Annotated in this window: 6 protein-coding genes and 1 tRNA gene; 3 read left to right on the forward strand and 4 right to left on the reverse strand. The window is 31.4% G+C overall.

What is annotated here, in order from left to right; genetic code table 11:
• Positions 1–159 precede the first annotated feature (159 nt).
• Positions 160–804 (forward strand): hypothetical protein, encoded by a 645-nt coding sequence (locus tag PHC28_RS14025; RefSeq protein ID WP_300101862.1) that lies wholly within the window; start codon positions 160–162, stop codon positions 802–804.
• A 60-nt stretch (positions 805–864) separates the two neighbouring features.
• Here PHC28_RS14025 and typA read toward each other — a convergent pair whose 3' ends face one another.
• A complete protein-coding gene (gene typA / locus PHC28_RS14030; RefSeq protein ID WP_300101865.1) occupies positions 865–2661 on the reverse strand; it encodes a translational GTPase TypA in 1797 nt (598 codons plus the stop codon).
• Between the two features lie 154 nt (positions 2662–2815).
• Between typA and PHC28_RS14035 the strand changes: the two genes are divergently transcribed.
• Together PHC28_RS14035 and PHC28_RS14040 are read left to right on the forward strand one after the other, a co-directional pair.
• Positions 2816–4528 (forward strand): PAS domain-containing protein, encoded by a 1713-nt coding sequence (locus PHC28_RS14035; protein WP_300101869.1) that lies wholly within the window; start codon positions 2816–2818, stop codon positions 4526–4528.
• 5 nt (positions 4529–4533) lie between these two features.
• Positions 4534–4953, forward strand: a complete 420-nt coding sequence (locus PHC28_RS14040; RefSeq protein ID WP_300101872.1) for a response regulator — start codon at positions 4534–4536, stop codon at positions 4951–4953.
• A gap of 50 nt (positions 4954–5003) precedes the next feature.
• Here PHC28_RS14040 and rpsT read toward each other — a convergent pair whose 3' ends face one another.
• From rpsT to PHC28_RS14055, 3 genes are all read right to left on the reverse strand, one after another.
• Positions 5004–5255 (reverse strand): 30S ribosomal protein S20, encoded by a 252-nt coding sequence (gene rpsT, locus PHC28_RS14045; RefSeq protein ID WP_300101875.1) that lies wholly within the window; start codon positions 5253–5255, stop codon positions 5004–5006.
• 34 nt (positions 5256–5289) lie between these two features.
• Positions 5290–5361, reverse strand: a tRNA-Glu gene (locus PHC28_RS14050).
• Between the two features lie 86 nt (positions 5362–5447).
• Positions 5448–6474: His/Gly/Thr/Pro-type tRNA ligase C-terminal domain-containing protein (locus tag PHC28_RS14055; RefSeq protein WP_300101878.1), on the reverse strand; the 1027-nt coding region annotated here is incomplete at its 5' end.

Consider the following 6474-nt stretch of genomic DNA (forward strand, 5'->3'; position numbering starts at 1 on the left):
CAGTCATTTCTGTGAAATTAAACTAAAAAAACCAATATATAAACTCTTTAATGCATTTCAAATAGAACCAAATAATTATAAAAAATATGATTTTTATCAGGTTTTCGACAAAATAGTATCAATAAATTTGTGCCAATTAATTTTAAAACCAAAATCAAAATGAAAAAAATTTTATTAATTGCAGGTATTGCATTACTAAGTTTAACAGTAAATGCACAAGAGAAAAGTAAAGGTTTACAAGGAGCATGGTTTGCAACTTCGCAAATTGGGTACCAACAAACTAAATCAGGAAATCATAAAAGCACCAATTTATCAGTTTTACCAATTGTTGGAACATTTATTTCACCATCAGTTGCAGTTGGTGCTGGTATTGGATACATTAATATAAAATCTGAAAATGGTACAACTACAGCTGCAAATACAGGTTTAGTAGTTGTTGAACCATTGGTTAGAAAATACTGGAATGTTTCAGGAAGTTTGTATTTCTTTGGTCAATTAGCTGCTCCAATTATTAATGGAAAAGTAAAAGATACTGATATTAAAGTTTCACAATATGGTTTAGCTGCATCTGGTGGATTTGATTATTTTGTAACCAAAAATTTCTCAGTAGAATTTTCATATAATTTAGCAAATTTATCATTTACTAAATTAAAAAACTTTGGTGGAGCAGGTGTCGATGTAGAAACTACAGACTTTTCTTTAGCACATGTTGCATCTGTTGATTCAGAGTATAATTCTGCTTTAGGCGGGGGAATGAATAATGCAGTTACTCCATTATCTTTCGGATTCAAATTTGTATTTTAACCATTACATTTAATAATCAAAAAAGCCATTCGAAAGAATGGCTTTTTTTTATTAGATAAACTAGATTTTAAATCTTTTTCTATCTGTCTCAGTCAAATATATTTTTCTCAAACGAATAGATTTTGGAGTAACCTCAACGTATTCATCTTTTTGAATATATTCTAATGCTTCTTCTAATGAGAAAATAATCGGAGGAATAATCCTTGCTTTTTCATCATTTCCAGACGAACGTACATTCGATTGTTTTTTCATTTTAGTCACATTGACACACATATCATCACTACGAGAGTTTTCTCCAATTACTTGACCTTCATAAATTTCATCATTTGGATTAACGAAGAATTTACCACGATCCTGTAATTTATCAATTGAATAAGGAATAGCTTTTCCATTTTCCATAGAGATTAAAGAACCGTTGTTACGACCAAGAATTTCACCCTTGTAAGGCTCATAACCAATATAACGGTGTGACATAATTGCCTCACCAGCAGTAGCAGTAAGCAATTGATTACGCAATCCTATAATTCCACGAGATGGGATATTGAATTTAATAACCATACGTTCACCTTTAGCTTCCATACTCAACATTTCGCCTTTACGGATAGAAACAAACTCTACGGCTCTTCCTGAAAGATTTTCAGGTAAGTCGATAGTTAATTCCTCAATTGGCTCGCATTTTTTTCCATCAATTTCTTTGATGATAACTTGAGGTTGACCAATTTGTAACTCATACCCTTCTCTCCTCATTGTTTCGATAAGAACAGATAAGTGAAGTACTCCACGACCAAAAACCATAAATTTATCAGCAGAATCAGTTTCTCCTAATTTCATAGCTAGGTTTTTTTCTAACTCTTTTGTCAATCTATCTCTAATATGTCGAGAAGTAACAAATTTTCCTTCTTTACCAAAGAAAGGCGAATCATTGATGGTAAACAACATACTCATTGTTGGCTCATCAATTGCAATGGTTTGCAAAGCTTCAGGATTGTCAAAACAAGCGATAGTATCACCAATTTCAAAACCTTCAACACCTATTATTGCACAAATATCACCTGCTATAACTTCTTGTACTTTTTTACGTCCAAGACCTTCAAAAGTATGTAATTCTTTAATACGTGATTTTGTAATTTTTCCGTCTCTTTTCACCAATGAAATTGGCATTCCTTCTTTCAAAACACCTCTTTCAAGACGTCCAATAGCGATACGACCTGTAAAAGCCGAGAAATCTAAAGAGGTAATCAACATTTGTGGTGTTCCTTCAGAAACTTTAGGAGCAGGCACATTAGTAATAACCATATCTAATAATGGTTCAATACTATCAGTAATAACATTAAAGTCATCAGACATCCAGTTATTTTTGGCAGAACCATAAACTGTTGGAAAATCTAATTGCCACTCTTCTGCACCTAATTCAAACATTAAGTCAAAAACTTTTTCGTGTACTTCTTCAGGTGTACAGTTTTCTTTATCCACTTTATTAATTACAACGCAAGGTTTCAAACCAAGGTCAAGTGCTTTTTGCAAAACAAAACGTGTTTGTGGCATTGGACCTTCAAATGCATCCACTAATAAACAAACTCCATCAGCCATATTCAAAACACGCTCTACTTCACCACCAAAATCGGCGTGACCAGGAGTGTCAATAATGTTGATTTTTGTCCCTTTATAAACTACAGAAACATTTTTAGAAGTAATAGTAATACCTCTTTCACGCTCTAAGTCGTTGTTATCTAGAATTAAGTCACCTGTGTTCTCGTTATCACGAAATAAATGACAGTGATACATAATTTTATCAACCAAAGTGGTTTTACCGTGATCGACGTGGGCAATAATCGCAATGTTTCTAATAGCTTCCATCTGTATTTTTTTGAGGTTGCAAAGGTACACTTTATTTTGATATAAAAATTATTTTATAATAGTTTACATTTTGTTAACAAAATAGACTAAATACAATAAAAATAAGTTTTTAATGAAGTTTAATATTTAAGTAATAATTATTTATATTTGGATAATGAAAAACAAGAACAATCAAATAACCTTAATTTATACGTTTATATCCATTTTTTTGGCTATAGTCTTTCATAAATTAATTCCAAAATATATTTCCATAACTGATTTTACTTCGTATTTTTTTGTAAATGACATAGTTTTTGTCTTGATTTCTGGGATACTTTTTAAGTATTTTTTATATAAAAATAACATTAAAAACACATCAGTATTTAAGAAATTAAAAAAATCAAATGATGAGATTAGAGAGTCTAACGAAAGATATGATATTGTAGCAAAAGCAACGAGTGATACTATTTGGGATTGGAAAATTCAAGAAGACAAGCTCTTGTGGAATAAAGGAATTGAAGGTGTTTTTGGATACAAACAAAACCAAGTGGGCGAAAGCTCGAAATGGTGGTTTGAAAATATCCATCCTGAGGACAGCATCAAAATGTCAATTAAATTGTATTCTTTCATTGAACAGAAAACTGAAAAATGGCAAGATCAATATCGATTTAAATGCGCAGATGGAACTTATAAATATGTTTTAGATAGGGGATTTATCTTAAAGGACGAAGAAGGAAAAGTAGTGAGAATGATTGGAGCAATCCAAGATATAACCAAACAAAAAGAAGAAGAGCAACGTCTTAAATTATTAGAAACTGTTATTACAGAAACTAAAGATTCCGTAATCATTACCAAAGCTGATTTAAATGATGGTGAAATTCCTAAAATCATCTATGTAAATCCAGCTTTTTCTGTTATGTCAGGATATAGTTCTGATGAGATCATTGGAAAATCACCAGATGTTTTTATGGGTCAAAATTCCGATTCTAAAGAGTATGAAAAACTAATAAATGCTATAAAAAACAAAATAGAATGTCAAGTAGAAACCATCAGTTACAAGAAAAACAATGAAGAATATTGGGTAAATTTTTCAATGCTCCCCGTAAATAACTCAGATGGAGAACTTTCGCATTGGGTTTCTATTCAAAGAGATATTACAGAACAGAAAAAACAGGAAATCGAAAAAGAACAACTCATTCGTGAGCTAACACAAAACAATAAAGATTTACAGCAATTTTCATATATCACCTCTCACAACCTTCGAGCCCCTTTATCAAACTTAACGGGCTTATTAAGTTTAATTGAAGATATTCCTATTGAAAATTCTGATTTAAAAAATATTTTGGATGGATTTAACAAGTCCACCAATTTATTAAATGAAACGATAAATGACTTAGTAAAAGTAATTGTAATAAAAGACAATCCGTCTATTGAAAAAGAAGACGTTCTTTTAAAAGAAGTATTCGAAAATGTCTTCAGTCAACTTGATTTTTTAATTGGCCTACACAAACCTATAATAAAAATTGATTTTGAAAAAGTACACTTTTTAAATACAAATAAAGCCTATTTAGAAAGCATATTGCTAAATTTATTGACAAATGCAATAAAATATAGATCAGAAAATCACCAATTAAAGATTACTATATCAGCAAATAAAACAGATGATGATGTTATTATTCATTTTAAAGATAATGGAATAGGAATCGACCTAAAGAGAAATAGAGACAAAGTCTTTGGACTTTACCAAAGGTTTCACAATCATCCCGACAGCAAAGGATTAGGCTTATATCTCGTAAAATCCCAGATTGAAACTATGGGAGGAAACATTAGTATAGAAAGCGAAGTTAACATTGGAACCACATTTATATTAACATTTAAAAACAAATAAAAAGAATGTTAGATACCATTTTATGTATTGATGACGACCCAATTACCTTAATGCTTTGTAAAATGGTAATTACGAAAGCATCGTTTTCAAATGAGATAGCTACTGCCAGGAATGGGGAAGAAGCGCTTAACTACTTCAATACGCTTAAAAACATAAATTCTGATGGAGAATTAAAAAAGCTGCCTCAATTAATCTTTTTAGATTTGAATATGCCAGTAATGGGAGGATGGGAATTCTTAGATCATTTTTGTTCTGACGATTATTCCGACTATAATCACATCAAAACTATCATTCTTTCATCAACAATAGATCCCGAAGATCTAAAAAGGTCTAAAAAATACCCAATGGTAATTGATTTCTTATCAAAACCCATTTCTAAAGAAATGCTTGAATATGTAAAAACAAAATTTAGCAATACTCCATAAAAAAAGCTCTCAAAAATGAGAGCTTTTTTTATATACACAAATTGAAATTATTACAATTTAGCAACGTGTTTCGTTAATTTAGATTTCAAATTAGAAGCTTTGTTATCATGAATGATATTCTTTTTGGCTAATTTATCAATCATTGAAATTACGCTTGACAATTTAGAAGCAGCATCCTCTTTATCAGTTGCTATTCTTAATGCTTTAATTGCATTACGAGTAGTTTTATGTTGATATCTGTTTAGAACTCTTCTTTTTTCGTTACTTCTAATTCTCTTTAAAGCTGACTTGTGATTTGCCATTTTCTTAAATGATTTTTTTCTTTATTAATTTTTGTAGTCCCTAGGGGAATCGAACCCCTCTTACCAGGATGAAAACCTGGCGTCCTAACCGATAGACGAAGGGACCTAAATTCTGTACTTCTCTAATGCGGATGCAAAAATACAACTATTTTTTAAACGTGCAATAGTACACGCAAAAAAAAGTAAAAAAAATTAATATGCTTTTGCAAATAAAACTCTTCCAACAGAAGGTTTCCCAGTGAGAATACAGCTTCCAGCCTGTTCTACCCTACCCAAAGGAATACATCTTATTGTTGCTTTTGTCAAATTTTTAATTTCTTCTTCAGTCTCTGCAGTTCCATCCCAATGAGCAGAAACGAAGCCTCCTTTATCCTCTAAAACTGATTTAAACTCCTCAAAACTATTTACTTCAGTAATATGATTATCTCGATAATCTAATGCTTTATTAAATAAATCACTTTGAATTTGTCCTAATAGATTTTGAATATAAATTTCAATTCCTTCCTTAGAAACTATCTCTTTTGACAAATTATCTCGTCTTGCTATCTCGAAAGTTCCATTTTCTAAATCTTTTGGACCAATAGCAATTCGAACAGGAACTCCTTTTAATTCCCATTCAGCAAATTTAAATCCTGGCTTTTGTGTGGTTCTATCATCATATTTCACAACAATTTTTAATCCTTTCAATTGTGAAACCAATATATTGACCGCTAAAGTAATTTCTTCTAATTGCTCATCTGTTTTATAAATAGGTACAATAACTACCTGAATTGGAGCTAAACTTGGTGGCAAAACCAATCCTTTATCATCTGAATGTGTCATTACCAACGCCCCCATTAATCGGGTAGAAACTCCCCAAGAAGTTCCCCATACGTGTTCTTGTTTTCCTTCGGCATTTGCAAATTTTACATCAAAAGCTTTAGCAAAATTTTGACCTAAGAAATGTGAAGTACCCGCTTGCAATGCTTTACCATCTTGCATCAATGCTTCTATACAATAAGTTTCTTCAGCTCCTGCAAAACGTTCAGTTTCCGTTTTTAACCCTTTTATAACCGGAATTGCCATAAAATTTTCGGCAAAATCAGCATATACATTCATCATCTTTTCAGATTCCTCGACAGCTTCCTTTCTTGTTGCATGAGCGGTATGTCCTTCTTGCCATAAAAACTCAGCCGTTCTTAGAAACAATCGGGTTCTCATTTCCCATCGTACCACATTT

Source organism: Flavobacterium sp., assembly GCF_028712645.1.
Classification (GTDB): Bacteria; Bacteroidota; Bacteroidia; order Flavobacteriales; family Flavobacteriaceae; genus Flavobacterium.